A 2,454-nucleotide genomic window follows, 5' to 3' on the forward strand; every position below is an offset into this window, starting at 1 on the left:
ATATAAGAATTATTAATATTTCAAACCAGAAGGTATTTTATGAACAGCAAATTAGCCCTGATGCCGCTTGTGGTTGCAAGCGCATTCGCTTATGCCGCCGATGAAGCCACTTCTGCTCCCGAAGCATATGCAGAAGTGCAGGAAGTCAAAGTCCATGCCGACGCTAAACGCGTGAAGGCCGCACGCTCTTATTCTATTGCCAGCGACGGCGACTTACGTGACCGTGTGAACTTGGGCGTATTGGGTAAAGCCAACGCTTTTACCGCGCCGATTACCGTCGTCAACTACGACGAACAAGCCCTCAACAACACCGAAGCGCGTACTTTGGTGGATGCCGTAGCGAAAAAAGACGCTTCCGTTTGGCAGTTCGGCGGCGAAAGCAACACATTGACCGGCCTGTATTTCCGCGGTTATCAGCTTGATGCACGCCAATTCAGCGTCAACGGTTTGGCAGGTATGTACGGCACGCAAGGCACGGCCAGCGTGCAAGTCGGCTCCGCACAACTGATTAAAGGCGCGTCCACCGCCGTAAACGGCATGGACCCTGAAGGCGCGGTATCCGGTTCCGTCAACATCGAAACCAAAAAAGCCGCAGACGAAGGTAACCGTAAAATCGGTTTGGGCTGGTTCAGCAACAACCGCGCCCAAGGTACGTTCGATTTAGGTCAACGCTTCGGCGAAAACAAAGAATTCGGCGTGCGCGCCAATGGTAAACTGCGCCACGGCGACACTCCGCGTCACGGTTACAGCGAAGACAACAAAGAATTTGCTTTGAATGCCGACTATCGCGGCGAAAAAGTGCGCGTGGCGTTCGATTCCATCTACGCAAAACGCAAAACCAACGGCGGTCGCGCGCGTATGCAGGACATTCAAAACGCCAACGGCCGCTTGTTTGACGCACCTGAAGGCAAAGTGAATTTGGCGCCGAGCTGGCAGGCTCAAAACACGCGCGGTCAGACCAATATGCTGACTTTTGAATGGGATGCGTTTGAAAATGCCCAAATTACAGGCGGTATTGGTTATAACAATGCGCGCTATTATGGCAATTTCGCCTCTCCTACCGTTACAAGCAGCGGTTTGACCTACAATTCAGGTCGCGCGCGTTTGACCGACCAGCGTTTTAAAACGCTCAGTATGAATCTGACTGCACGCGGCGAATTTGAAACCGGTCCGGTAAGCCACAACTGGAGTACCGCATTTGACCGCATCGACCGCAAACGCACTACTTATCAAGGCGCACGTCAAACAAGAAGCAGCGTTATCGATCCGAGCATCGACATTCCTACTCAATTGGCAAAATTGGATTCCAACTTAGGCAGCGCGTGGAACCCAACCCCTTCATTGGATACCGTGATCAAAGTAAACAGTTTGGCGGTATCTGACACGCTTGGTTTTGCCGACAACAAATACCGCCTCACTTTAGGCGGGCGTTTCCAAGCCGTCGAGCAGAAAAACAAATTAAACGGCCGCAAAGCAGATGCGAGCCGTTTCAGCCCGATGTTGATGGCAGCATGGGTTCCGCAGCCCGATTTGGTGGTTTACGGAAACTATATGGAAGATTTGGAGCCGTCCGACATTCGTACTGATGACGACGGTCATGTAACGATGGCAGATCCGCGCGTCAGCCGCCAATTTGAAGTCGGCGTACGCAAAAACTGGGGCGACTTTGTCACCACTTTAAACGCGTTCCAAATCAAACGCCCGGGCTACTGGCGCGGCAACACGACTTCAGGAACTGATTTCGCAGCGCGCAAAAATGCAGGCTTGGCTTATAGCGGTTCGGAGCAAGGCATAGAACGCAGCCGCGGTATCGAGTTCAATACCTATGCCAACTTGTTGAACAAAACCCTGCGTCCGACTTTCGGTCTGATGTATCTGCAATCAACCGTAAAAGATTATCCGAATTTCGCCGACAATTTAGTTAACGGCGTACAAGTCGCCAACCCGCGCGTGATTGCCAAAGCAGGCGTGGAATGGGACACCCCGTTTGCCAAAGGCTTGACCCTGAACGGCAACGTTTCGTACTTCGGCAAGTCTTACCAAGACACGCAAAAACAATACGCCTTCCCGTCCTACACTTTGGTTGACATAGGCGCGCGCTACAAAACCAAGCTCGGCAAAAATACGTTGACCGTCAGCAGCTCGGTAGAAAACCTGTTCAACAAAAACTACTGGCAGGTACAGCGCGGCCAATACGACCGCAGCTTCGCCGTTGTCGGCATGCCGCGTACTTATTGGCTAAAAGCGGAATTGGATTTCTAATCTGATTTCGGTTTGACCGTAATAGCAGGCCGTCTGAAAGGGAATGATAAAGAGCAAGAATTTGGTTTTTATCCCTTTTCAGACGGCCTGATTTGATTGCCTTATGTTTTTTGCTTGAAAAATCTTACATGTTTTTTATGGATTTCACGCGAAACAAGGTTAATATTCCATTTTCACAATACATCATTCGAG

General features: G+C 50.7%; 1 protein-coding gene. It reads left to right on the top strand.

Going from position 1 to position 2,454, the window contains the following annotated elements; translation table 11 throughout:
* Positions 1–39 precede the first annotated feature (39 nt).
* Positions 40–2,262, top strand: a complete 2,223-nt coding sequence (locus ACTHUE_RS15570; RefSeq protein ID WP_219088463.1) for a TonB-dependent receptor — start codon at positions 40–42, stop codon at positions 2,260–2,262.
* The last annotated feature ends 192 nt before the right edge of the window (positions 2,263–2,454 follow it).

This window comes from Neisseria sp. P0021.S005 (assembly GCF_051956955.1).